Source organism: Allobosea sp. 05T433 (genome assembly GCF_056396065.1).
Window position 1 is genome coordinate 122,931 of the sequence record NZ_JBFTKS010000005.1, and the last position, 23,796, is coordinate 146,726.

Consider the following 23,796-nt stretch of genomic DNA (forward strand, 5'->3'; position numbering starts at 1 on the left):
TGGAAATCGTCACTTGCCGGTGCTGACCAGATACTTGCCGAACAGGGCGACCAACACGGCGGAGAAGAAGATCAAGGCGGACGAGACGGCCATCAGCACTGGGCTGAGTGCCTGTTCCGCCTGGTTGTAGAGAACCACCGGCAGGGGCGGTGTCAGCGGGTCCTGCAGGAACGCGGAGACGTTGTAGTTGTCGAAAGAAATCAGGAAGGCGAACAGCGCGGCTGAAAGGACGCTCGGCATCGCAATCGGGGCCAGGATCGTGCGAAAGGCCTGCCACGGATTGGCGCCCAGGGTACGGCTGGCCGCCCAGAGGTTCCTGTCGAAGGTCTCCAAAGCAGGCAGGATGCTGCGCAGCGCATAGGGGAAGCTGATCACGAGATGGCCGATCACCAGGCCAGTGAAGTAGTCCGCCGTCCAAAAGGCGCTGAAGAAGAGCATCAGCGCCAGGCCGACCACGATCGAGGGCAGCACGAGTGGCAGCATCAGGAAGCTGGTGATGAGCGCGCGGCCGGGAATGATGCGCAGCGTCAATCCGATCGCGCTCAGCAGGGCCAGCGCCACCGAGATCGCCGTGACGATGAGCGCCAGCTTCAGACTGTAGACCAGCGAATCCACCAGCCCCGGAACTTCGCCGAACGCGGTGTACCAGTGAAAGGTGAAGCCCTGGGGCGGAAAGCGTGCATAGGCCGTCTCCCCGAAAGACGAGACGATCACGGCCAGCATGGGCAGCACCAGGACCACGGCGCCGAACAGCGTAGCGGCGTAGCGCAGCAGGTCGCTGCCAGAGGCCCCGGCCAGGGGGCGTTTGCGGCTATCTTGGCGCATAGAACCCTGCCTTCCTGTCGAGCCACGCCTGGTAGGCGGCCATGGTGACGATCACGATCACGAGCAGAACCACGGCGATCACCGAACCCGTGATCCAGTTGGCGAGATTGAACATCTGCTGCCCGAGTAGGGTCGTGAGCATCAGATAGCCCTGCCCACCGAGCAGGCCCGGCGTGACGAAGGCCGTCATGTTCAACGTAAAAGCGACGATCGAGCCTGCGGCGATCGCAGGGATCAGCAAGGGCAAGGTGATCGTGCGGTTGATGCTGAATTTGGTTGCGCCCAGGGTCGACGCGGCGTCGAGCAACCGTCCATCGAGGCGCGCTATTCCCGCCGCCAGCGGCAAGATCACGAAGGGCAGCACGAAGTAGATATTGCCGATGATGAGCGCCGCCGGCCCATACAGGAACTGGACGGGCTGGGACACCATGCCCAGGGCGATCAGAAGATTGTTGAGCGGGCCCTCCCGGCCCAGAACCATGATGACGCCATAGGCTCGCACCACCCCGCTGGTCGTCATGGGCAGCAGGGCCAACGAGACCAGAACGCGCCGCATTACCGGCCCGCTCTTCGCAAGGGTGATTGCATAGGGATAGGCGATCACCAGCGCGATGAGCGCGCTCACGAGCGAGATCCAGAGCGACCGCCAGATCACCCGCAGCGATGTCGGATCGGCAAAGAACTCGAAATAGTGCCGCAGCGTGAAACCGGCCCCGTCCAGCACGCTCGGATCCGCCGACGAAACGCTCAGCCTAAGGACCTGAAGCAAAGGCAGGATGTAGGTGACGAGCAACAGCAGGATGGCCGGAAGAACCAGAGCGGCCGAGCCCGACAGGAAGGTTTTCGTTCCTCGCGAGGATGTCTTAAGCGTCGAGGCCATGATCCAGCGCTCCTCCGAGCTCTATCGTTCGCCGTGGAGTTCGATCAGTTCAGCGAGCCATCGCCTGTCGAAACGGCCTTCGGCGATGTCCTCCAGCAATTGCCGTTCCTTGGCGAGCTGCTGAGTGGACTGCTTGAGCACATGCTCCGCCTCGTCCGGACGGATCGCGACCACACCGTCGACGTCCGCGACGATGATGTCACCCTGCTGCACCGCCATTCCGCCGACCGAGATCGGCTGCCGCACGGTGCCGGGCCCGTTCTTGTGCGGGCCGCGGTTCGAGGTCGACCGGGCAAAACAAGGGAACTCAGCCTCGACGAACGCGGCCGCATCGCGAACGGCGCCGTCGATGACGAAACCGGCAATACCCTTGCTCTGGGCATAGCGCATCATGATCTCGCCCATGAGGGCGCCGGTTTCGAGCCCTCCTCCGTCCACGACGATGATGTCGCCCGGCTTGGCCAGATCGAGCGAAAGATGGACGAAGAGGTTGTCGCCGGGACGGGTCTGCACGGTGAAGGCCCGGCCGACGACCGGCTTGGAACCATGCAGCGGCCTAAGGCCGACCGCCCCTCGCAACCTGTCGAGGTTGTCGCTGATCACGGTCGTGGACAGGCCGGAAAAATCGCGGATCAAAGCATCTGAGCTCACGTCGTGCTCCTGGCTGGCTGTTGACAGTCATCCTGAGCCCGCTCACAAACATAAGAAAGCGAAATAATTAGCAGTATCGATGTCGTATTTTTCCAATATTGGAGGAGCCCGTGATTACCTTCAAACAGGTCGAGGCGTTTCACAGCGTCGTTCGCTTGGGCGGGATCGTGAAGGCGGCCGAACGGCTCCACACGACCGAGTCGACCGTCTCCAAGCGCCTTCAGGAGTTCGAAGCCGCGCTGGGCATGCGTGTGTTCGAGCGCGACGGACGCTCGCTCGTTGCCAGCGCCGAGGGGCGACAGATCCTGCTTTTGTGTGAGAAGCTGCTGGATACGCGAGCCGACATCTTCCGGCTGACCAAGCCGACCCATAAACACGGCAACGTGCTGCGTCTCGGCATCACCGAGCTGGTCGCCTCGCTTTATCTGAAGCAGCTGATGGAGGCGATCGGTGCAGCTTTTCCAGGCCTGCAGATCGACCCCACAGTCGATTGGAACGACATTCTGGTGCAGGGATTGCGCGACCAGATGCTCGATCTCATCATTTGCCCGTCATTGCCGATGCGCGCGGGCGAGTTCAACTGCACGATCCTGACCGAGAGCCGCCCGACTTGGATTTGCAGTCCGGGGCTGCTGCCGAGGGGAAAGGTCGATTCACTGGCCGAGCTTGCCGAACTGCCGCTGCTGCTCCAGCCGAACATGTCCCTGTTCCATGAGGCGATCATCAGCTTCTTTCACCAACACGGGCTCTATCCCTCCCGCATCCTGACCGCGTCCAATCTCTCCGTGCTCCGCGAATTCGCCATCGTCGGCCTGGGTGCGGCGGCATTGCCTCCAGCCTACTGCCGGGCCCAGCTGGCGGCCGGCGAACTGCAGATCATCGAGACGAAGTTCAAGCCTCCAACGCTGCAATATGCCGTCTTCTGCAACAGGACCGTCACCGACCCGACCATCATCAAGGCGACCGACATCGTCGCCAGCATCATCGGCGAAGGCGCTTTCCAGTAACCGAAGGCATGTCGAGCGTCTTCGGCCGCGTCCGGATGCCGTCAGGGACCATGGGGCTCGTCATTCCGGCTGGAGCGCAGCGGAACGCCCGAATCCATCGTAGGGCCTGCGCTCTACGATGGATTCCGGAGCTGCGCGGCTTCGCCGCTTGTCCGGAATGACGATAAACCCAGCGGAACGGCCCATCAGGTTCCTAACAGTCTCTAGCGAGCGATCTTCGCATTGAACATCTTGGCCACCGAAGCGACCCTTTCGGGCGTCAGGTCCGGCAGCAGGGAGAGACCGTCGATCTGCGCCGGCGTGGGCACGACGTTCTTCAAGGCATCGGGAATTTTGCTCTCGGCCTTCAGATTGACCGGTGCCGAGCCGATCTTCGAAGCCAGCCGGCTTTGAATCGCCGGCGAGAGCATGACGTCGATGAAGGCCATGCCCATGTCCAGGCTGGGGCTGCCTTTGACCGGCAACAGGCAGTTGAGGCTGTAGAAGGCTCCTTCTTGGGGAACGGTGCAGTCGACGGGGGCCTTTCGCTCTATCCAGTCCGCCAGGAACCGCGTTTTCGTGAAACATGAGGACATGTCGCCATTCGCGAGCAGCGGCATCATCTCCTGCGTGCGCGCGTAAATCATCCCGAACTTGTCGCGGTACCGCGCGAGATAGTCGATGCCGGCCTCGGGCTCCAGCGCCGCCTCGCCGAGCGGCTTGCCCGTCGCCATCGATGAGAGGATCGCCAGAAACTCGAAACCGATCCCGCCGCTCGGCGAGGGGATCGCGGCTTTCGACATCGGGCCATCCTGGAAAACCTCCCGATAGCTTTTCGGCGCCCCCTGCCAGGCATTCGTGTTGTAGCAAAGCGTGTCGACGCTCAGGATAAAGCTTACAATGCTGTCGTCGGCGACCTTCGCCTTGCCCGTCACGTCGGCGAGATGAGGGACCCGTCCCACCGACACCGGCTCGACCAGATCTTCCTGAAGCGCCTGGATGGCATAGCTCTGGTCCAATGTCGTGGCGATCAGCGTTGGGGCGCGCCGTTGCGCCCGCAGCGTCGACAAGGCCCCCGAGGAGGCGGCCGTCCGGGTTCGGATCGTCGCGCCATATCGGCTCTTCATGATGGGAGCGACGTCATCGATGACGAATTTTTCCAGCGCGGCGTCGGGAACCGAGACCAGAAAGATCGCGTCCTGGGCGACAGCGCGTCGCGACAGGAATGGAAGCGTCAGCAATGCAGCTCCGGATGTCTTCAGCAGCCCCCGTCGGGTCGGCTCACGCGCTTCCTTGCCAAACATGCCATTCCCTTGAGTTTCAGGTTCTCGGACGAGGCATCTTGCGCGGGTGGAAGGGCGATTTTAAGCGAAATAAAAGACTTTGAAACTGTCGATATTTTCCGGTCGGAGACTAGGTACCAATTCGGTCGACCGTGGCCATATTCACGCGCCAGGCGCCGCTGTTCTTGAGTGGCGGTAGAATTCCGGATTGGGTGCCGGCTGAATGCAAGCTTAAAAACGAAACTCTAGGCCTGTGGCCAAAGGCGGAGCGGTCAATGTGCTGGAATGTCCGGTATCGGGCAGGGCGCCAAATTTCTGCATTTGGCGCAAGCTGCGCTCCTCCCCGCGGTTTTCACCACGAGGCGTGAGAGACCCGTCCGCATTTGATAGAATTTTCCAGGATGCGGCATCCCAAGAAGGGGATCTGCCATGGATATCCAGGCGCAGAACCAACTGCCTCGTAATGCGTGGAACCTCAGGCGCATCATCGGACCGAAGCCGCCTCTGAAGCCAAAGCACATCTGGGCGTTGCGAACCCGGCTTCAGCATGAGGGGCGAACCCGCGATCTCGCCATGTTCAATCTTGCGATCGACAGCAAGCTGCGCGGGTGCGATCTCGTTCGCCTTCGTGTCGGCGATGTCGTCCTCGGAGGCACCGTTCGCCTCCGAACCGCGATCGTTCAGCAGAAGACGGGGCGGCCGGTACCATTCGAACTGACGGACTCAGCCCGCGAAGCACTTACTGCCTGGCTTAGAAAGCGAGGTTCTCGTGAAGACGACTGGCTTTTTCCTAGCCGTAGCCGGCACGGCGATCACATTACAACGCGCCAGTACGGCCGCGGATCCAGCGCTCTACGGGACGCACAGTCTCCGGCGAACGAAGGTTGCGCTGATCTATAAGCGCACGGGCAATTTGCGCGCCTGCCAGCTTCTTCTAGGTCACACGAAACTGGAAAGCACCGTGCGCTACCTCGGTATCGAGGTTGACGACGCGCTTCTCCTTTCGGAGCAAACGGACCTATGAGCTTTGGCACGGCGGGCTCCCGCCGTGCCAGTTCCGCCCTTCGGTCAACGGCAAACTTGGGTGGGAAGCGGAAGTTGGCCGCGCGCCTGTCTCACGTCTCTTCCGCAACAACTTCCGACATTGAGGGGTTGCCCAGGAACGGACAGCCTTGGGGCGGTCTCGGTAGCTCCTTAGGGGACCTTCGACGATGCATGTAATTTGGGCCCGATGGCCAGACAGCCGCGGCGATCTCTAGATTGTTGGCGCTGAGCTAGTTCAACAATCGTGTTCTCCGATTTTCGTCCAGGCGGTCGCCATGGCCTCCGCGTCCAATTCCAATGAGGTTGCCAGCTCGTGGTATTCCGCAATCCGTTCAGAGCGTGTGGGCGCGTCCGAACTGCGCCAGAATTCAAGCCCATTGCATGTCAATTCGTACGCCTCGCAGATATCGAGAAACGCCGGATCGCGGCTCTGATCAAAGGCGACACGCCAATGAGGCAAGCGCAGCATCAAACGTGCACGACCGCGCCTCTGGGTCAGCGTCATGGCCAAGGCCTCAACCAGCTTGGACATCGCTCTCAAGGAATATAGGGAAGTCAATTCCTGCTGGACAATGCTGCCACTAACGCGCTGTTCCCACTATTGTCCCTAAGGTCCGCGCGCGGGATGCGGTGTGAGGCCGAGATGGGTGGGGTAGGAAGCTGCGCTCGTCTCGACTATCGTTCACATACGATCCAACAGTTCGGTAGACAATAAGCAAGAACTGCGTCAGCCTCCGCTCCATGGGGCAAGGTCTATCCTGGATCGCTATCGTGGACGACGAGCCGTCCGTGTTGAAATCCCTGAGCCGGACATTGAGAGTTCACGCTTACGAGACGAAAATATTCAAATCAGCTTACGATTTTCTCGCGGCTTTTTCCGACGGGACACCCGCCTGCCTCATCCTCGACGTAATGATGCCGGGCATGACCGGCCCTGAGCTTCACCATCGCTTGATCGAGGCCAACATCCATATCCCGACGATCGTCATTACCGCGCACGATGGGGATCAGGAGTGGGCTCACCATTCGGATATTATCGCCATTCTCTCGAAACCTCTGCAGAATTCGGCTCTATTCGACGCGATAACCATTGCCCTCCGACCAGACAGGAACGCCACGAACACTTGGAAGCCCCCGCTAGGTTATCAGCGCGGCGTTCGGTGAATCTGGAATAGGCTAATTTCGGGTCTTCCCACGCCCCACCGGTCAACGTTCAACTTGGGTGGAAGCAGAAGTCTAGGAGGCTGACGTCATGTCCGCGTTTCTCCCCTCGGTGGCCATTCGGAAGGTCCGGTTTCAGGCGGGCGGACGTCGCGCTCTACCGATAGACTTCCTTGCAGGCCTCACTTAAGGTTTTCCTTGCAAGCCTCTGGCTATGATGACCCACATAGAGCAGCAAACTGCTGCGAATATTGATAATTTTACTTTGATCCACATCCGCCGTCGGTCGCCACTGGCCCCAGGGACAGTTTCGCCGCCCCCAGCCGGTAGGTAACGTCCAACGCAAGTCCCCGTCTGACATATCCATGGAGGAGCCTGATGATGCGGATCGGCATTGTTGCAGCAGCCGCGATATGCGCCACGTTTGTGTTCCCCCACCTGCCGGCAGCCCAGACGGCGCCCCCGACGCCTCCGACGATCAGCACCCCGGACAAGGTCGATTCGAGCATCGGCCCGTTGCAATACAAGGACGGTGCGCCGAGCAAGGAGACGGTGGCCAAGGCTTACGATTTTCTCGACCTGATGCATGGGGTCGAGGCGTTCGTGAACGCCTACCAGGGTGCGTCGGTGTCGGCCATTTTCAAGGGCATGGCGGATGCAGGTATCCCGAACAACACCGCCCTGATCTTCTCGGAACTGATGGACGCCAAGTCCCTGTTCCTGACCGCCAATGCGGACACGATCTATTTCTGGGTCAATCTGGACGCGACAAAGGGGCCGATCGTCGTCGAGACTCCGCCATTTTCGCTCGGGGTGGTCGACGACATGTGGTTCCAGTGGGTGACCGACTTCGGTCTGCCGGGGCCCGACCGCGGCGAGGGAGGCAAATACCTGTTCGTGCCGCCCGACTACAAGGGCGAGCTTCCGGCGGGGGGTTACTATGTCCAGAAGATGCGCACGACCCGCGCGACCTTGCTCGGCCGGTCCTTCCTCGAAAAAGACGACCCGAAGCCGGTCGTCGCGCTGATCAAGAAGACGCTCAAGGTCTATCCCTACCTTCCCGGAGGTTTCGGCACGAGCATCGGCTCGGCACTGGAAGGCAACGCGACGTTGGCCCGCACGCCGGACCACAAGCTCGATTGGGAGTTTCTTCGCCCGAAGGAGCCGGTGGCGTTCACCGAAGGCAGCGGCAAGGTGATGAACACGGTGCCGCCGAGCGATTTCAGCTATTTCGAGATGCTCAACGATCTGGTGCAAAAGGAGCCGGCAGGCGCGCTCGACCCGGAGATCATGGGATCGCTCGCCGCCATCGGAATCGTGAAGGGCAAAGCCTTCAATCCTGACGCACGGATGAAGAAAATCCTGATCGATGCGGCCGCGATCGGCAATGCCGCGGCCCGCACCCTGAACTTCAAATGGCGTCCATCCGACGGCGGCTATTACTATCCCGACTCGACCTGGTTCAACCCGCTCTTCCTCGGCGGCTACAATATGGAGACGCCGCCGCCTGAGGTCAGCGCGACCGGCGTCATCACCCCGAACCCGCCGACAGGGGCGCGCACGCTCAACGTGCGGACGGCGATGTTCTTTGGCTACACGTTCATCACCCCCGCAATGATCATGCGGCTGACGGATATTGGCTCGCAGTATTTGATCCAGACCGTCGATCCCGCGGGCGAGTTTTTCGACGGCAGCAAGACCTACAAGGTCACGCTCCCGAACGACATTCCGGCCGGGAAGTTCTGGTCCTTCACCGTCTACGACAATCAGACGCGGTCGATGCTCGACACGCCGCAGCGCTACCCGCGCGCCGGCAGCCAGAGCTACCCGACACCAGCCGCCGCAACCAATTCCGATGGTTCGACCACCGTCTATTTCGGCCCGAGCAAGCCATCTGGCATTGGTGACGGCAACTGGGTCCAAACCGACCCGAGAAAGGGCTGGTTCACGATCCTGCGCCTCTACAGCCCGCTCGAACCGTTCTTCACCAAAGCCTGGCGCCCAAGCGAGATCGAACTGGTGAGGTGAGCGCTGCATCGGTTTTCCGATCAGTCTCGCACGCTCACTGAGGCCCCGTTCGCCCCACGACCAAAATGTTCCAGGAGCCGACTGATGCCACGGATTGGACTTCTTGCAGCAACTGCGGTCTGCACCGCGCTGGTGCTCCCCTCAATAGCCGGCGCCCAAACAGCCGCGCCTGCAACCGGAGCACTCCAGGTACCTATCCCACGGACCGCGGCTGAGGTTCCCGGCCCCGTCCCCGGCAACACGATGACGGATGCCTATGTCCAGCTTGTTGGACGCATGGCCTACATGTGGGGCTATCCGATGGTGAACGCGCACAACCGCCGTGCTGCCTTTGCCCATGCGCCTGAGCCGGGCCTCCTGGGCGGCGTCGTGCCGGTGGCCCCGGTCGGATTCAACCAGATGCTGACCAGCTATGTCAGTCCCGATCAGACCTTCATCGTCTGTCCCAACCAGGATGTCGCCTACGGGGCAGGCTTCACCGCGCTCGAAAAGGAACCAACCGTCATTCAGGTTCCGGATTTCGGGGAGCGCTTCTACGTCTATGCGATGTATGACCAGCGCACCGACGAAATCGGCCGGGTCGGAAAACAGTATGGGACCGTGCCCGGCTTCTACATGATCGTCGGGCCGAGCTGGAGGGGGGAGTATCCCAAGGGCATCACTGGTGTGATCCGTTCATCCACGGATCTCGTCTTTATCGTCCCGCGGGTCTTCAAGGATAACACTCCCGAAGATTCCGCGGCCGTGCAGCCGATCATCGATCAGATCGTGATGTATCCGCTCAGCCAGTACACCGGCACAGTGAAGACGAAGGATTACAGCAAGTCGCCGCATTTCCCTGTGCCCCCCGCCCCAGCCAATGCGCCAAAGGGCGAGAGCAAGTGGGTGAACCCGGAAACTTATTATGACGAGTTGCGGATGGTCATGTGGGAGGTGCCGCCGCTGCCCGGCGAGGAGGCGCTCTATCGCTGGATCGCGTCCGTCTGGGACGCCGCGGATCGCAATCCGAGAACCAAGAAGACCCTGATCGACTCGTTCGCCGCCGCTGAGAAGGAACTCGTCGAGCCGTTCTTCCAGTTCCAATACAATGGCCGGGCGATGGGCAATGGCTGGACCGTGCCGGCGAATGCCGCCGAATGGGGCACCGATTATTTGAACCGGACCGCCATCAGCAAATCGAGCATGTACCAGAATACCTCCGCGGAAACGCAGTACAATCTGCGCGAGTTCGACAGCGAGGGGAAAGCGCTCGATGGAAAGAACCAGTACACCGTGACCTTCGCAAAGGGGCAGGTCCCGCCGGTGAAGGGCTTCTGGTCGTTGACCCTCTACAACGAAGAAAAGTTCTTCCACCCCAATACGCTCAACCGCTTTTCGCTCGGCACTAAGAACAAGACGTTGAAATACGCCGCGGACGGCTCGTTGACCCTGTACCTCGGCGCAAATTCTCCGGGCGCGGACAATGAAGCCAACTGGATACCGGCACCTGCCGAACATTTCTCGCTGATCCTGCGGCTCTATTGGCCCGAAGCGTCCGTCTTGAGCGGCGCGTGGCAGCCGCCCGAGGTCAGGAAGGTAAACTGACCCGTTCGGCACCAGTTGCAGAGCACGGGGAAGTCGAGAAAACCCACAGCGTTGCTTTCGGCTCTGGTAAGGGCCGGAAGCAGACGCGCTAACCCGAGTATTCATTGCCCGCACTCAAGCGGGCGAGCACCAGACCTCAATCAAGGAAGGACGTCATGAAGACCTACGTCTTAACCGGCATCGCCCTATCGCTCGGATTGATCCTGTCGGGTTGTCAAAGTTCGCAATCACGGGCCCAGCAGCTCGCCGCGATCTGCGCCGATCCCAATAACCGGGCGCCCAAGTCCGGCTACTGGCGGGAATGCCAGACGCTGTATCCTTCAAGCACTCAGCAGTTGCAGAAGGATTATCTACTCGGTGCCGCTGCCGGAGACTGAAACAGCGGACATTGCAAGAGTCTGGAATGGCTCCAGCTCCAGACGGGATAGCGGGACAAGTTCAATGTCTGAGTTGGGTGGAAAGCCGAAGTTCGCGAGTTCCGCCGCTTAGGACCGGATGCCGCCAACTTCGGGCATTAGAGCCCGCGCTTCAAATGGCCCGGAGAAGTTAGAATCGACCCAAGCAAAAAAGCCTTCCGCTGGAGGAGGGCATGTGCACATCCCGGATGCCGAAGAATGCTCGGCGCCCGTTCAGAGCGTGCCTCATCAGACCCGAGACGCATTGCCCACATTGACTCGGACCGCGCTTCTGATGTTCTTGTTATGTTCCGTCAACCAGAGCGCATCTCGATGCACATGTCCTCCGTCGTCCTCGGACCGCCTGTCTTTCTCCCGGTCTATCTGAAGGCCGTACGCGCGGGCTTTCCTTCGCCGGCCGACGACTATCTCGATACACCGATCGATCTGTCGCGGGCGCTGATCAAGAACGCCCCCGCGACCTACATTATGACCGTCGCGGGCGACAGCGCGATCGATGTCGGGATCTTCGACGGCAGCCTGATCACGGTCGACCGCAGCCTCGTCCCGCGTGACGGCGACGCCGTCGTGGTGGATGTCAACGGCGAGCGCAGCGTCAAGATTTTCAGGATCGCCGGGGGGCGCTCAAGTCTCGCGTTCGGCAACCGGCGCTATCCCGACTACGACCCGGGTCCAGACGCCGAGATCGACATTTTCGGCGTGGTCACCAACGCGGTGCGGCGCTTCCGGCGATGACGCGGTCGTTCGCCCTGATCGACGGCAACAGCTTCTACTGCTCCTGCGAGCGCGTATTCGATCCGAAGCTTCGACGCCGGCCGGTGATCGTGCTGTCGAACAACGACGGCTGCGCGGTCGCCAGGACGGCTGAGGCAAAGGCGCTCGGGATCAAGATGGGCGCGCCGATGTTCCAGATCCGCGACCTGTGCAGGCGCGAGGGCGTCGTCGTCTTCTCGTCGAATTATTCCCTTTACGGCGACATGAGCCGCCGGATGAACACCGTCTATGAGCGGTTCGCCCCCGATATCGAGATCTACTCGATCGACGAGAGCTTCCTCGACCTGACCCCGGTTGCACTGGAGCACCGCGAGGAGTTGGGCCGCGATCTGAGGTCCACGGTTTCAAAATGGACCGGTATCCCGACTTGCGTCGGCATCGGCCCCACGAAGACACTGGCAAAGCTCGCGAACAAGATCGCGAAGTCCACATCTCAGCTCGGCGGCATCTGCGACCTGACGAGCGAGGCGGTCCGCCGGGAGTGGCTGCCGCTGATGCCGCTAGAGGACGTCTGGGGCATTGGCCGTGCCAGCCAGGCCAAGCTGACCGCCTTCGGCTGCAAGACGGCCGCCGATGTCGCTGCTCTCGATCCCAAGCTCGCTCGCCAGACGCTCACCGTCGTCGGCGAGCGAATCATCCAGGAGCTGCGCGGCCAGCCCTGCATCAACCTCGATACAGTCGCCCCCACTCGAAAGGGTTGTGCCGTCACGAGGTCATTCTCCGGCCGGGTCGAAAGCCTCGAGGTGATGGAGGAGGCCATCGCTACCCATGCTACCCGTCTTGGCGAGAAGCTCCGCCATCATGAGCTGGCGACGGATCACGTTACGGTCTTTTTCCACACCTCTCCATTCGACAACGGCCCTGCCCGTTCAGTCTCGACAACGGTCGACTTCCCCGAGGCGAGCAACGACACCCTCGTCCTGGTCCGTGCAGCCAAGTGGGGAGCGCGACGGATCTGGAAGCCGGGTTACCGCTACGCCAAGGCCGGCTTGATGACGGTCGACCTGGTGGCGCCGGAGATGTCCCAGCGAGCCCTGATCGGCGCCCTCGATCGCGAAAAGAGCGGCCGGCTGATGGAGGCCTTGGACGCGTGCAACAAGATGTACGGTCGTGGCGTTGTTTTTCCTGCAGCCGCTGGCATCGGTCGGCAGCAGAAGGCGTGGGTCACGAAATTCGAGATGCGTTCGCCGCGTTACACGACGCGGCTCGACGAGGTTCCGGTTGTAGGGAGAGCGTGATGCCAGGCTTCAGACATCAGGTCGAAATGAAACTGGATGCCGCCGCTGCGCCGGAACGCCTGCGCAGGATCGAGAGCTGGTGTGGAGACTGGCAAATCGGCTTTCGCGTTCTCGACCGCTTTCCCGGTTCGGAGACGATCCGCATCGCATTCGAGGACCGAGGCCTGGCGCGTGCGTTCATCGGCCATTTCGGCGGAGTGCTCGTCGACGAGAATGAACTCGAAAGCGCCATAGCCGACGACTTCACAGCCGAGGACGCTTACGATCGCCTCGCCCGCGAGTATCCGGATTGAGCGACCGGCGCGATCATCCGACAACAGCGGACAGCAGGTATTTCATGGTCGCCGGCAGGTTGTGGCGGTCAACAAATCCGACCCTTTCGGCTGCGCGCCGTCATGAGCTTGTCGCCGATCTCATGGATGCTCGTCGCGCGGTGAAGGACGCCAAACGTAGAAATGGCGAATTCCATGTCGCCCGCGCCGCCGTCGAAGCAGCCAAGGTTGCGCTTGGTGAGCGGGGCCCTGTCTGGTGGGACGACGGCGCTCCGGACTTCAATCGGCACTTGGCCAAGAACACGCCTTACGCAGCCTGGGCTTCGCGATTGAACAAGTCCGCTAGGGAGGACTAAACTATGCGACTTCGTCCTGAGCGGCGGGAGGGCAGCATGCAGAAATTCGGCATCGCTGTGACCAACATTGTCGGCACCGCGGGGTCATTCGCGATCGACCTTCCACTCGAACCGTTCACGCTTAACGAGCGCCTGTTCGACATCGGGATATGGCTGAGTGACCACGAGATTTCGCATCAAGCTCGCATAATGATGCAGCCCGAGCACCAACGCATTCGCGTGAGTTTTCCCGACGCCAAAGACGCCATGGCCTTCAGCAAGCACTTTGGCACGCGCTTGAACTAGGCTCTTGCCGAGCGAGAGAAATCCCGGACATCAATCCGCGGCTGTAAAGCTGTACCGGTAGGGTCGTGCAGAGATCGAGTGGATCCCTCAGGAAGGCCGGTTACTGTTCAGGATCAGGATCTTGTGCCTGGGCATGAACCCGAGCGATTTCGATCGCACGCTCTCCGACGATCTTTGCCTCGACTTCGTCGCCTTCCCTAAGCGACAGCGCCTCAACAATAGCTTTCGGAAGCGAGATGAGCAGGCCATCCTCAGATGCAGCGACCCGCGCATTTACTGCAATGGGTGTGCCCGGCTCGGTCAGACGCGCTAATGCGAAGCGCCGCACCGCCTCCGTGAACTCACGATATTCGGCCTCTTTGAAGATCTGAACGCAACGGCTCTCGACGAAGCATGCGAAGAACGTCCGTCGAATGGCCTCAGTCGTCCAAAACTCAATATGCCCATCGAACGCAACCTCCTCGCCCTTGCTCGCTTGATCGGCCTCATCACGGACATCTCTCTCTGTGAAACTCTCTTCCTGTCCGTGGTCGATGGGCGAGGACCATGGATCGCGAACCAGCCGTCCATCCGCCGTGATCGTGTAGCGCTCCCCGAAGACCGCAACGAACGCTCGCGTGTGAAACACCGTGTCAGGCCCCAGATCGGAGGCATGCATCGGCATCTCGCACCGAATTTCGTCGTAGCCGCTCATTTCAGTGCTCCATCGACCTTAATGACACAGCGCGGATCGAAGCCTCTGTTCTCGCGATCCCGATGGAGGTTTGGATAACCGGCCTGATTTGCAAATATGCGCGTTTTGCCAACACGGTAATCATGCGATCCGTGATCATGGCCGTGGATCCAAAGCTCAGGCTGATAGTGTTCAATCAGCGCGCTGAGGTCCGAAACGAATGCCGGCGAAAGGGAGCTTCCCTGGTGCCTCGGCTGGACCGATTGCGGGTGTGGCGCATGATGCGTCACCACGACGGTCGGCCCATCATGCCGCGTTGCTAGTTCGCTGCGAATGAAGGCGAGGTCGAGCCGGTGCTCGGCTGCCGCATGCCAAGGCATGAATCGGCTGTAGTGGCCGCTGTCCTCGCGGTATCGGATGAGGCGGTGGTCATTCAGTTCTTGGCCGGCCATGATCATCGAGGGCTTTGGGGTCCCAAGCAGTCGATAGTCGGTCCAAAGCGTGCAACCGATAAAGCGGACGCGATCGATTATGACAGTGCGTCGGTGCAGAAAATCGATACCGGCGTTTTCGGCTGGCGCAACCGCCTTAGCCAAGTTGCTCTTAATCTCGCTATTGTAAAATTCGTGGTTGCCAGCGACGTAGACGATTGGGCGGCCTCTGAGCGGTCCTTCCTCCCGTTGGCGCACCATCCAGTTGATTGCGTCAACGATGGGCTCGTGGATGTCACCTGCAAACACAGCGACGTCGAACTCCGGCATGGACGTCGGAAATTCGAAGGGGCCGAATTCCAGATGAAGGTCCGAGATCACGAGCAGACGCATTCGCAAACCCGCTCGAGTAGCTGATGAATCTCAGGCGGCTGCACTTCCTCAGCGGATATCCGGGGCTCTTCACGTCCGTTCACAGCGGCTTCGAACGCGTCGATTGTGATGGCGTGCATGCCGACGGACTTCGGCCCCAGGATATCTGCCTCTGGGGTGTCACCGATGAACAAGATCTGCTCGGCACGAAGGCCGAATTCCTCGCAAACGCAACGAAAGATTTCTGGCTGTGGCTTGATGAAGCCGACCTCAAACGAAAGGACGAGCGCGTCAGGAATGCCTGGGAGGATAGCTAGCAGCGGCTCTGCATAAGGCTGGGCCAGATTCGAGCAGACTCCGATGCGCAAGTCCGCCCGTCGGAGCGCTGCCCAAAACACCGCCATTCCGGGGCGCAGCTGGATAGAAGCACGCTCGGCATCAAGATCGAGTTCCAGTTCCCGCAAACGCGCCTCGCCGATCACTATGGCGAGTTCTTTGGCAACCTCTCGAAGGCTCAAGGGGCGGGTCAGAACGTCGACCGCACGGTGATCCGTTCCCTTTTCGTTCATCAGCTTTCGGAATGGACGGCGCTTATCGACGATTTCTACAAGCGTCCCGAACGCATCGAAACAGATTGCCCGGATTTCCGACATCAGGACCCGTCACTCCCACTTCAAGTTATCGTCGGTGTAGGGAGTGAAATCGCGATCGACGTCATTTGGACCGGGGCCGCCCTGAGTGAGGCCCATGAGATACCGACGAACGTTCATGATGTCCTCGACGCTACCCTCCTTCATGAGGCTCAAGGGCGTCTGGCCTTGATACGGTTGTCCCGTGATTGGACCACGGAGCCAGAGTGGTTCGTCCTCGGAGGTGTAAAGATATCCTGCAGCCTCGGCCGCTCCGACGACGGCAGTAATGCGTTCCCCTGTATCGCTGCTCATGACCAACGCCTCATTGGTCTGATTGATCGCGATCCAGCGTCTCAACTGCTCAACGGAACCGCACCGGAGAATGCGAACCTGATCATCCTCCAACAGTCGCCAACGATCGGCCACCCGCAAAAAATCTCCAAGGCTCGGGCGGCGTATGCGTCGCCACTCCTCAAGGCTGCGTGGCGCGCGCATGATCAACATTCCCCTCTGTTGGCGGACCACCAGTTGACACCCCGGGTCATCGGTCGCCTCCGCGAGATCTCGCGAAGGCTGTCAAGCGAGTGCTGTAAGTCCGCCGCGGCCGCCGATTGGGGATCATACTGTCAAGGTCGACGCAATTTTCAGACTGAAGAACGCGTTCCTCGAGCTTGACGATCTGCTGGCGAAGCGCAGCGATCTGCCAGTTTTCAACGGCGGATAACGTTGTCGCGTTCTGCTGGGAATAGCGAAGCCAGTCGCCCCCAATCCAATGGAATAAGAAAGCTTGGATCGAAGGCTTGCACGCCACAACCGTCCTCGTCGCGGTCCTATTGGTACGTGAATTGCCGCGGATGACCTCTGGCCTTAATCCGTGGAGGTCGCACCAGCGCTGAAAGCCATGCAGCCAGCGTTCGCGATCAGGGCGGGTCCCTGTCGCGCTAACAAGCAGTTCAAAACTAGCTACTCCAGGATCCATTCGGTCGATTGAGAATTCGAATTCCAAACCTGCAAATCCCATGAGCTTCTGTCGTTGATCGTCCACTGCAGCCGCCACCGAGAAGTTACCGGAAAGGTGATTTAGATACTATAATACCTAGCAACGCAAAACGCCCTCGGCTTCGGTCAGGGCATGGACGTGCGTCAGATACTGGGAAAAAACGTGCGCGTGCTCCGCACGACGGCGAAGCTTTCGCAAGAGGAGTTAGCTGTCCGTATGGGGGTGGAGCAAACTTACGTGAGTGGGATTGAGCGCGGAATGCGAAATCCCACCATAACCACTCTCAGCCGCGCGGCGATGGCGCTGAATGCGAAAGTGGCGGATCTCCTCAAGGAGTAATTGCCGCCCTCAAAAAATAGCCCTAGCAGCCAATTCGCGCCCTTTGAGCACTGGCTTGCGCGTGTGGCAGACTCTCCCCAAAGAACGCGACGCTCCCCCTAGCAGCTGAATTCGCAAGACGGTGCGTGCCTAACGATGCCCCTGCCTGCAACTAGCCTGTTGGCTCCGACGGCAGGAAGTCATTTGATTTCCCCCAACAGCTTGCGGATGGCCGTAGCATAGCCGGGATCAAAGATCGTCCGCCCCTTCTCGTTGATGATTTCCCCCAGATCGATTTCTTGCCAACCCCGGCTTTCCAAGAAGTCGCGGGAGGTGGACCTTCGCAGCGCGAGTCTTTCTGATTCCGTCAACTGGGCTCCAGCTGGCTGAAGCATCAAGGGGTCTGCCCTGGGAGTGGAGACGACGTTTCCGCCCAATGGACGGCGGTCCACGATCAAGTGGGTGTTGGCCTTCAATGTGTTGAGCTGCGCCTTGAGCTTGTCCCGCTCGACGATGATCGCTTGCATCAGAGACCGGATAGCCGGATCCTGAATCCGCATTAAGTAGTCATTACTAGCAAGCACCTTGGCCTGCTTCGGCACGGGCGGACCGACATAAGCTTGCCATGCATCGATGAGGGCCCTGTAGTCGGTAGATTGCGCATTGTACAGGGCCCGGCCCTTCAGGATTCCATCCGCTTCACAGTGCTTACCGATCGCTGCGATCGAGAAATCCCGCGAGCCGACTTGGTGCTGTCGGCGGCAGATTTCATTTATGGCGGTCAAATTGCGCAGCCGTTGCGAGCGACCGCCTTTTGCCAGCAGCGAATCCAACACCTCATCGGGATGGATCGAGGTTTGCGGGATCATCGGCCAATTCCGACCAAAGTGATACCCGCACCTGGAGCTGAAGAGAGGCCCGTCCCAGTCGGCAGCAATCCAGTGAGGTCAACCCCCAAATATTGGCTGAGGCGCTCTCCAGCGTCCATGATCTCGATCACACGGCGCTCCCCGAGGGCAGGGTTTCCGGGGTCCATTTGTTTGGCAAGTCGGCGCATAAAGGCGTTGCCCGCGCGCAACTGTTCCTCCTCCGAGAGCTGCATGAAAATGGGCGGAAGCTCGTCACGGTAGAGAGCAGCATCAAGGAGTTGGCCGCGTCGGATAACAGCCTTGCCGGGTTCCAAGTCAGGATAAATCTCGGCATCTTGGCACACCAGCGACAGCTGTAGGAGTTCCGACTCAGTTTCCTCAAAGACGATTTGCACTTCAAGTGCTGTCCCCGCTGCCACCAGGGTAGTTCCATTGCCCATCGGCTTATCGAGAGCGGCCTTGCAGCGCTCGATAAGCCGCCAGCAAGCGACTAAGTCTTCGGCCAAATCGCTGAAGCGCTTCATGGCGGTTTCCCAAATACGCTCGGCTTGGCGCACAGCACCTTGCTCGGCGAAGGGACGACCCTCAGCTTCTACCGCGGCCTTCTCGCGCTTGAGTTTCTGCAATTTGGTTTCATGTGAAAGGCAAGCATTGCGTGCCTCGTCGAAGTGAAACGCGAGGTTATTGAAATGAGCAGCCAGGGCCGGCAGATGATGCGGCTCGGTGACAAACCAGCGACAGCGAACGCAGTTGCGGCTTCCGCCCGGCACAGGGCCGTGCCTAGGGTTCAGGCCACCGTTGCCGGCCATCATTTCCCCGCCATTGAAACAGCCGCCAATGGCGCGATTTCCCTCTAATTCGCTGGTATTTCCACCGACGAGGCAAAGACCGTGGTGCATGGCCATCCAACCCGCAGGATTACGGTTTGCCGGATGTTCCGGGACAACCGCTGCAAGGCTCGATGAGCTGTTGCAAATTGCCTCCTGGAGCATCGTTTCATACTCAGTATCGAGCAGGAAGTTATGGATGCTCGCGTCTTTGCGTGCTTCAAGCCGCTCCGCCGCCCCGGCCAAGGCATCGCGGATATAAGTCGCTCCCACTTTGGTGTAATAGAGAGTCATAAGGAGCCTGCTGTGCCCAACGAGCTTCTGTAAAACAGGGAACGGGACCTGGCCTTCAAGCGCCAGCGCCGTCACCAGCGAAACGCGTAGACTGTGCAGAGGGTAGTAAGTGGTCTTGCCGAGATTGTTCTTTTCGGCCGGTGGCACGAGCCGAATGGGCGATCCACTGGAATGAGTTTCGCCCCGAGCAGCAAAGCGGCTCTCCAGTGCCTTCAGCAGTTCGAACCAGGGTCCAGAGAGGGTGCCTTCGCCAACGGGCAGGTGATGTTCGCCCGAGGATCCTTCGGCTAAACGAAACAGGAAGCAGGTATCAGGATACCCCGCTAGTTGTATCGCGCTCTTAGCTGTTATGTGACGCCCGTCTAAATCCGTCCAGGACGTACGATGGGGGATTGGATTGTACTTGCTCTGCCAGTTGCGCAGCTTCTCGAGCCAATAAAAGACATCGAGATGCACCGGACCGCCTTCGATCCAAGGTAGGACGTAGCCCTTCTCAGCACCCGAGCGGTTGATGTCGGCGGTCTTGTTTGTGTTAATGTATAGTACCGTTGAGACTTCATCACCGTCACTGATTGGCCGGCTGCGGCGAAAGACGCCCTGTTGCAGAGGCTGGCGCTCGCTCCCGTGCATGAGATGCTGAGTATGCGGATGAGTGTTGAGCTGCCAGCCACCAGATTGCCCCTTGTCTGTTGAATCATAGCGCCAAGTGTCAGCCTCACCCGAATCCAGCATTCGTACCTGATAGGTGCGGAGTGGCAGGAGGAGTTTGACGAGCAGGCAAACCCAGCGCACCGGGCTCCACATTTCCAGCACATCCCCATCGCGGTGATTGGGCCGCGGTCGAACGCGCCAGACACAATCTGGGTCATTTCGATCGATTCGGTCGGCGGTGATCTCGAACCAGTCTGGAGCTGTTCGCCCGCGAGTTCCGATTTCCGCACCAAGAGACGTCTGCGCCCATGTCCAATTCCGAAAGTGAGGCCCCTCGGCGAGCATCTGCCGCAGTTCGTCGATGTAACCGTAGGGCAGCGGAGAAAATACACTTTCATCGCGCCGCGGAAAGCGATCTCTAGAGCGTCGAGGGACGGGGTTGTGAAAAATAGGCAAAATACACGGCTGCCCGAAATCATCAATCTCGCTGTATTCGCGGAGTAGAACAAAATTCAAGAAATCGCTGATATGATTATTATACATAATTCCATGCCTCGAATCCGGGCAAGATGTCGCGAAGAAATCAGGTAACCGCTCGCTTCTCGCAAATAATACGCTGGGATCGGTCGGTAGATTTTGACCAATTAGGTACATTTTAAAGAAGCTGACCAGAGCTTGGAGGCGGTTCTCAAGTCCTCGAGACTCGCCTTTGAGCCAGTCAACGGCAAAGGAGCGCCAAACACTCAGATGGGGATACTCGCGCCCTACCCAGTCCAGCTCCAGATCACTGCTCCGCTTTTTACCTATTTTCTTATGACTAAAGGTAAGCGACTTTATTGGGCGGCTCTGGATCATGCCTTCACTTCGTCCTTCCTCCGAACGCTCTGGCCCCCGTTCAACAGCAGTGGCGAGGCTGACGAGCTTGTCGTTGCACTCAAGCGCTGGGCTGCGGCTAATAGTTCAGTCCGCAACTCTCGCGTGGTGGGCTGGGTGTAGATTTCCTGACTCTCGAGTGAGGCGTGGTGCATGAAACGACGGATAAGTGCCTTTTCGAGTCCGGCCTTGCGCAGGCGCTGCCCGTACGCATGCCGGTGCCCATGCGGCGTGGTGCCGAGCCACTTGCTGACCCGTAACCCGATGCGCTCGCAAGCTGCGGCATGAGCTTTGTTATATTGGCTCAGGCAATACATCCCTCCGAGCGGTGCGCGTCGCAGGTTAACGAAGGCGAAAGGATGGGGCCGGTCGAGGCACGCAACGGCCTCAAGATACTTGTACCACCACTGTAGGAAGAGTTCGCCGTATTCGGGCAGGAACCAGTAGGCCTGCTTATAGTATGGACCGTCGTGTATGCCCCCTTTCCAACCCGCAGCCCGACTGTCGAGAAATTGCGTCCGCGGCACGAGGCCGAACTTTTCACGCAGATATGCGGCGCGGTTGCCCTCGCGCGGCCTACCAAGTTCATCGCACCAGTCGGCTGGCGCCATGCCTTCGAAGGGATGATGGATCAACACCATCGCTTGGCTGGTATTGGCGGGATCGGGAAAGACATCTCCCACGTAGAGATGGAAGGGCTCAGACTCCCGAAAGCCGGCTCCATGCAACAGCAGGGTAATCAAAATGTTGCGATAATCCGGCCGTGAGCCTGCCCTAAAGCCCCTCGTGAGCAAATCCATGAAGTACTCTTCGGGGAAGGCTGGTGGTTCTCCTTGGGCGACTTTAGGGACCCGTGCAGCGCGAACCCGGCGCCCTGCCTTCTTTGGTGTAGAGTTCGCAGGCCAAATGTGGCCCAGGAAAGCACGGTCGCGGCGAAACTGATAGGCAGCTTCGTCGCAGAGGCGATCATAGAGCCCACCCGAATAGCGAGGATTGACGGTCGCCACGCCGGGTCGCATCTCACTGAGCCAATCAAAGAAGTCCGTGAGATGGGTAATTATATGGCTAGCATCCACTGCCGACCGCGCGCGCCAGGCTAGCCCACTAGGATCCAAGCCGGTTTGGCGATCGAAGGTGCCTGTGTATAGGCGCTGCGCGAAGTTCTGGAACAAATGATAGCTGTCCCGCTGAAGCGGGTTGATCTGAATGTACTCAAGAAACATGCGCATCGAGCGCGCGACCTTAGCCATCCAGGCAAGACTGCGGTCGTGGCTGCGAGCCAGAAAATAGTCCAGCAACGGCTCGAGCACTCCAGCAGGCGTCATGAGGCCCGGAATCTCGGTGTAGGCACCGGACTCGTCGGTGAAGACGCGCGCCTTCACGGTCACAAACATTGGAGCGTCCTTTCTAGCAAGTCGGCGAAGCGACCCGCCGCAGCGACAGCCATCACGATGGTGGGTCTTTCAAGCATCACACTTCAACCTGCCACGATCCAATTCCCATCTGAAGGCGCAGCCGCCCCGGCCGAGCAACCCTGACCAGCTCAGCCGGGGCAACTGCTCGCGTCAGCCAAACACAACTCGTGCTCCTCCTACTTTTCCTCGAATCATAGTATGCACATTTATGATTAAGCTTCTCGCCAAGCTCTGCAAGAAAAAGCCCCTCTGAGAGGGGCTTTGTTAGATTTTTGGCCCTGAGCCCACCAACTATGTATCAAAGGTTGGGTGGAATAACTTGCGCCGGGCTTTCGCGTTGATCTCGACCGAGAAGATCTCAGTCGATGTTGCCGATCTCAGCGCGCGCGCGAACGCACCTGGAAGACGTCGAAGGTCAGTTCCGCGACCTGCCACCAGAGATACTGGTCCGAGCGGAAAGCGGTCATCGTATCGATGGCCTTCTTGAAGTCCGGGTTCTTGGCCGAGATCTCGGCGTAGAGTTCGTTCGTGGCCTTGAGGCTGGCTTCGAGGATCTCCTGCGAGAACGGGCGCAGCTGTGTGCCGGCACCGACCAGGCGCTTCAGCGCCGGCGGGTTCACGACATCATAACGCGCGCCCATCTGCGTGTTGGCATAGGTGCAGGCGGCGGTCAGGGCTGCCTGGTAGGCCTTGGGAAGGGCGTTCCACTTCTCCAGGTTGACGAAGGCATGGACCGTCGGCCCGCCTTCCCAGAAGCCCGGATAGTAGTAGTACGGCGCGACCTTGGAGAAGCCGAGCTTCTCGTCGTCATAGGGGCCGACCCACTCGGCGCCGTCGATCGTGCCCTTTTCCAGCGCCGGATAGATGTCGCCACCGGCGAGCTGCTGCGGCACGACGCCGAGCTTGGCCAGAACCTGGCCGGCGATACCGCCGATGCGCATCTTCAGGCCCTGAAGATCGGCAACGGTCTTGAATTCCTTGCGGAACCAGCCGCCCATCTGCGCGCCGGTATTGCCGCAGGGCAGGCCGTAGATGTTGAACTTCTTGAAGAACTCGTTGAACAGCTCATTGCCGCCGTTCTGATAGAGCCAGGCATTCTGCATGCGGGCGTTGAGACCAAACGGCACCGATGCGGGAATCGCGAAGGTCGGATCCTTGCCGACATAGTAATAAGAGACGGTGTGCGCCATCTCGATCGTGCCGTTGGTGACGGCATCCGCCGCCTGCAGGCCGGGAACGATTTCGCCCGCCGCGAAGACCTGGATCTGGAAATTGCCGTCGGTCAGTTCGGAGACCATCTTGGCCATGATCTCGGCGCCGGCATAGATCGTGTCGAGAGACTTCGGGAAGCTCGACGCCAGGCGCCATTTCACTTCCGGTTTCGACTGCGCAACGGCCGGCATGGCGACAGCGGAGGCCGCAGCGCCAGCAGTGGCGGCCTGAATAAATTGACGACGCTTCATTATGGACATCTCCTCGGATTTCGACTTTGCGATGCGCAGGCGGGTTCGGTCCCGTTACGGCGAAGTTTCAAGGATCATTCTGGCTAGGAATGCAGTCGATCTTGCGGGCATGTTTGGTTGATCCAAACTTTCATTCCTGCCGCCGATCCGCGCCTGCACAAGATTTGCGCAGCTCTCCCCAAACATCGCATCACC

General features: G+C 59.8%; 23 protein-coding genes and 1 pseudogene. 11 read left to right on the forward strand and 13 right to left on the reverse strand.

Annotated elements, in window-relative coordinates:
• Positions 1–9: 9 nt before the first annotated feature.
• The 3 genes from AC1DGP_RS08700 to AC1DGP_RS08710 are packed head-to-tail and all read right to left on the reverse strand — an operon-like array spanning position 10 to position 2,356.
• A complete protein-coding gene (locus tag AC1DGP_RS08700) occupies positions 10–825 on the reverse strand; it encodes an ABC transporter permease (protein WP_476832005.1) in 816 nt (271 codons plus the stop codon).
• A complete protein-coding gene (locus AC1DGP_RS08705; RefSeq protein WP_476832006.1) occupies positions 812–1,705 on the reverse strand; it encodes an ABC transporter permease in 894 nt (297 codons plus the stop codon). Before AC1DGP_RS08705 ends, AC1DGP_RS08700 begins: the two co-directional genes overlap by 14 nt.
• Positions 1,706–1,726: 21 nt before the next feature.
• Positions 1,727–2,356 carry an RraA family protein gene (locus AC1DGP_RS08710; protein ID WP_476832007.1) on the reverse strand — a complete coding sequence of 210 codons (630 nt, stop codon included), beginning with the start codon at positions 2,354–2,356 and terminating at the stop codon, positions 1,727–1,729.
• 110 nt (positions 2,357–2,466) lie between these two features.
• Here AC1DGP_RS08710 and AC1DGP_RS08715 point away from each other — a divergent pair, with 110 nt between their 5' ends.
• Entirely contained in the window at positions 2,467–3,363 is an 897-nt protein-coding gene (locus AC1DGP_RS08715; protein ID WP_476832008.1) for a LysR family transcriptional regulator, read from the forward strand.
• 203 nt (positions 3,364–3,566) lie between these two features.
• Here AC1DGP_RS08715 and AC1DGP_RS08720 read toward each other — a convergent pair whose 3' ends face one another.
• The gene (locus AC1DGP_RS08720) at positions 3,567–4,646 is read right to left on the reverse strand and encodes an ABC transporter substrate-binding protein (RefSeq protein WP_476832009.1); all 1,080 of its coding nucleotides are present in this window, start codon (positions 4,644–4,646) and stop codon (positions 3,567–3,569) included.
• Positions 4,647–5,054: 408 nt separating this feature from the next.
• On the opposite strand from AC1DGP_RS08720, the pseudogene AC1DGP_RS08725 reads away from it, so the two are divergent.
• Positions 5,055–5,649, forward strand: a pseudogene (locus tag AC1DGP_RS08725) (tyrosine-type recombinase/integrase).
• A gap of 255 nt (positions 5,650–5,904) precedes the next feature.
• Here the strand turns inward: AC1DGP_RS08725 and AC1DGP_RS08730 are convergent.
• The gene (locus AC1DGP_RS08730) at positions 5,905–6,201 is read right to left on the reverse strand and encodes a hypothetical protein (RefSeq protein ID WP_441493340.1); all 297 of its coding nucleotides are present in this window, start codon (positions 6,199–6,201) and stop codon (positions 5,905–5,907) included.
• Between the two features lie 239 nt (positions 6,202–6,440).
• Between AC1DGP_RS08730 and AC1DGP_RS08735 the strand changes: the two genes are divergently transcribed.
• From AC1DGP_RS08735 to AC1DGP_RS08770, 8 genes are all read left to right on the forward strand, one after another.
• Entirely contained in the window at positions 6,441–6,833 is a 393-nt protein-coding gene (locus AC1DGP_RS08735; protein ID WP_476832010.1) for a response regulator, read from the forward strand.
• A 375-nt stretch (positions 6,834–7,208) separates the two neighbouring features.
• Positions 7,209–8,858 carry a DUF1254 domain-containing protein gene (locus AC1DGP_RS08740; protein WP_476832011.1) on the forward strand — a complete coding sequence of 550 codons (1,650 nt, stop codon included), beginning with the start codon at positions 7,209–7,211 and terminating at the stop codon, positions 8,856–8,858.
• 399 nt (positions 8,859–9,257) lie between these two features.
• Positions 9,258–10,442, forward strand: a complete 1,185-nt coding sequence (locus AC1DGP_RS08745) for a DUF1254 domain-containing protein (protein ID WP_476832012.1) — start codon at positions 9,258–9,260, stop codon at positions 10,440–10,442.
• Positions 10,443–10,597: 155 nt separating this feature from the next.
• The gene (locus tag AC1DGP_RS08750) at positions 10,598–10,819 is read left to right on the forward strand and encodes a hypothetical protein (protein WP_476826160.1); all 222 of its coding nucleotides are present in this window, start codon (positions 10,598–10,600) and stop codon (positions 10,817–10,819) included.
• A gap of 237 nt (positions 10,820–11,056) precedes the next feature.
• Positions 11,057–11,593: a LexA family protein gene (locus tag AC1DGP_RS08755; RefSeq protein WP_476826980.1), complete on the forward strand. Its 537-nt coding sequence runs from the start codon at positions 11,057–11,059 to the stop codon at positions 11,591–11,593.
• A complete protein-coding gene (locus AC1DGP_RS08760; protein ID WP_476832013.1) occupies positions 11,590–12,870 on the forward strand; it encodes a Y-family DNA polymerase in 1,281 nt (426 codons plus the stop codon). The genes AC1DGP_RS08755 and AC1DGP_RS08760 overlap by 4 nt, the downstream gene beginning before the upstream one ends.
• Positions 12,870–13,163, forward strand: a complete 294-nt coding sequence (locus tag AC1DGP_RS08765) for a hypothetical protein (RefSeq protein ID WP_476832014.1) — start codon at positions 12,870–12,872, stop codon at positions 13,161–13,163. Before AC1DGP_RS08760 ends, AC1DGP_RS08765 begins: the two co-directional genes overlap by 1 nt.
• Before the next feature lie 371 nt (positions 13,164–13,534).
• Positions 13,535–13,783 carry a hypothetical protein gene (locus AC1DGP_RS08770; RefSeq protein ID WP_476825348.1) on the forward strand — a complete coding sequence of 83 codons (249 nt, stop codon included), beginning with the start codon at positions 13,535–13,537 and terminating at the stop codon, positions 13,781–13,783.
• Positions 13,784–13,883: 100 nt separating this feature from the next.
• Here AC1DGP_RS08770 and AC1DGP_RS08775 read toward each other — a convergent pair whose 3' ends face one another.
• From AC1DGP_RS08775 to AC1DGP_RS08790, 4 genes are read right to left on the reverse strand one after another with little or no spacing between them, the layout of a single operon-like run.
• Complete coding sequence (locus AC1DGP_RS08775) at positions 13,884–14,477, reverse strand: AbrB/MazE/SpoVT family DNA-binding domain-containing protein (protein ID WP_476825349.1); 594 nt, start codon at positions 14,475–14,477, stop codon at positions 13,884–13,886.
• Positions 14,474–15,280: a metallophosphoesterase gene (locus tag AC1DGP_RS08780; protein WP_476832015.1), complete on the reverse strand. Its 807-nt coding sequence runs from the start codon at positions 15,278–15,280 to the stop codon at positions 14,474–14,476. Before AC1DGP_RS08780 ends, AC1DGP_RS08775 begins: the two co-directional genes overlap by 4 nt.
• On the reverse strand, positions 15,265–15,912 hold the full coding sequence (locus tag AC1DGP_RS08785; protein ID WP_476825351.1) for an HAD family hydrolase: 648 nt from the start codon (positions 15,910–15,912) through the stop codon (positions 15,265–15,267). The genes AC1DGP_RS08780 and AC1DGP_RS08785 overlap by 16 nt, the downstream gene beginning before the upstream one ends.
• A 9-nt stretch (positions 15,913–15,921) precedes the next feature.
• On the reverse strand, positions 15,922–16,386 hold the full coding sequence (locus AC1DGP_RS08790) for a hypothetical protein (protein WP_476825352.1): 465 nt from the start codon (positions 16,384–16,386) through the stop codon (positions 15,922–15,924).
• Between the two features lie 637 nt (positions 16,387–17,023).
• Between AC1DGP_RS08790 and AC1DGP_RS08795 the strand changes: the two genes are divergently transcribed.
• The gene (locus tag AC1DGP_RS08795) at positions 17,024–17,230 is read left to right on the forward strand and encodes a helix-turn-helix domain-containing protein (protein WP_476832016.1); all 207 of its coding nucleotides are present in this window, start codon (positions 17,024–17,026) and stop codon (positions 17,228–17,230) included.
• A gap of 179 nt (positions 17,231–17,409) precedes the next feature.
• Here AC1DGP_RS08795 and gmtX read toward each other — a convergent pair whose 3' ends face one another.
• The 4 genes from gmtX to AC1DGP_RS08815 form a co-directional block, all read right to left on the reverse strand.
• Positions 17,410–18,078, reverse strand: a complete 669-nt coding sequence (gmtX, locus tag AC1DGP_RS08800) for a gamma-mobile-trio protein GmtX (RefSeq protein WP_476832017.1) — start codon at positions 18,076–18,078, stop codon at positions 17,410–17,412.
• Positions 18,075–20,705 (reverse strand): gamma-mobile-trio integrase GmtZ, encoded by a 2,631-nt coding sequence (gene gmtZ / locus AC1DGP_RS08805; RefSeq protein WP_476832018.1) that lies wholly within the window; start codon positions 20,703–20,705, stop codon positions 18,075–18,077. The genes gmtX and gmtZ overlap by 4 nt, the downstream gene beginning before the upstream one ends.
• Complete coding sequence (gmtY, locus tag AC1DGP_RS08810; protein WP_476825354.1) at positions 20,702–22,117, reverse strand: gamma-mobile-trio recombinase GmtY; 1,416 nt, start codon at positions 22,115–22,117, stop codon at positions 20,702–20,704. The genes gmtZ and gmtY overlap by 4 nt, the downstream gene beginning before the upstream one ends.
• Positions 22,118–22,515: 398 nt before the next feature.
• Positions 22,516–23,601, reverse strand: coding sequence for a TRAP transporter substrate-binding protein (locus tag AC1DGP_RS08815; protein ID WP_441489205.1), 1,086 nt, complete (start codon positions 23,599–23,601; stop codon positions 22,516–22,518).
• Positions 23,602–23,796: the final 195 nt, after the last annotated feature.